General features: G+C 38.5%; 2 protein-coding genes. Both read right to left on the reverse strand.

All coding sequences use genetic code 11. From position 1 onward, the window contains the following. Positions 1 to 17: 17 nt before the first annotated feature. Positions 18 to 659, reverse strand: coding sequence for an IS630 family transposase (locus QUA07_RS29935; RefSeq protein WP_333332887.1), 642 nt, complete (start codon positions 657 to 659; stop codon positions 18 to 20). Continuing rightward, complete coding sequence (locus QUA07_RS29940; protein WP_333332890.1) at positions 572 to 904, reverse strand: hypothetical protein; 333 nt, start codon at positions 902 to 904, stop codon at positions 572 to 574. Before QUA07_RS29940 ends, QUA07_RS29935 begins: the two co-directional genes overlap by 88 nt. Between the last annotated feature and the right edge of the window lie 127 nt (positions 905 to 1,031).

A 1,031-nucleotide genomic window follows, 5' to 3' on the forward strand; every position in this document is an offset into this window, starting at 1 on the left:
TACAGCGTTTCCCGCTGTTATGAGGTACAGTAGCAGCAATTAGCAAACCAATTTCTTAAATGTTTAGGGTTCATTAACTTGAGGGCAACTGCAATAATTTTATCAACCATTGATGTGGTAGTTGGAACAAAACTTCGTAAAAAAGATTTGAGTTGTGACCACCAAAGTTCAATGGGGTTAAAATCTGGAGAATATGGAGATAAGCAGATAACACTCGCACCGACAGCTTCAATCATTGGCACAATTGATGCTAATTTATGGGCGGGTAAATTATCCATAACTACTACTGCTCCTTTCCATAATTCAGGGCATAAAAATTTCTCAATAAATACGGCAAATGCTTGTCCATTCATTGAATCATTCATTGTCATCAATGCTAGCACTTTGTTCATACTAATTGCGCCAATAGCTGTGACCTTTGCCCCTCGATAAAATGGTTTGATATCGGCAACTCTTGTTCCCCGTGGTGAACGAGAATGAGTTCTGGCTAAACCCAATAGAATACCTGTTTCATCCAAAAACACTAGGTTTTTTGGCTTGATATCCTTAATTTTCTCCCAATACTCTACTCTCAATTTTTGGACTCTTTCAGTCGCAGCTTGACTACTGTACCATGTTTTTTTTTGCGATTTAGCTCTAATTTTTGTAAGCAGCGACACATTGCTGCCCGACTCACCCAATTTCCGGTCTTTTCTGCAAATAATTCACAGAACTCAAGCAAAGTAGCATCGGGATGCTCTGCCACCAGTGCTCTGACTTCTTCAGATGTAGAAGTCAGATGGCTGAATTGCGGTTTTCCTCTTTGTTTGGGTTTTAAATTTCCCTCAGTTTGTTGTTGCTTGATCAGTTTTTGAACTAGACTTTTAGTGACACCAAATTGGGCTGCTACTTTCCTAATAGACATTTTTCTTACTAGATGTGCTGTCACTATTTTTTCTCTAAGATCGAGTGAATATGCTTTCATTAGGTTTGATTACACAATGATATTTCATTATTATTGATTGTACCTCATAACAGCGGGAACCGCTGTA

Source organism: Microcoleus sp. T3_A4 (assembly GCF_036700465.1).
In the GTDB taxonomy this organism is placed as follows: Bacteria; Cyanobacteriota; Cyanobacteriia; order Cyanobacteriales; family Microcoleaceae; genus Microcoleus.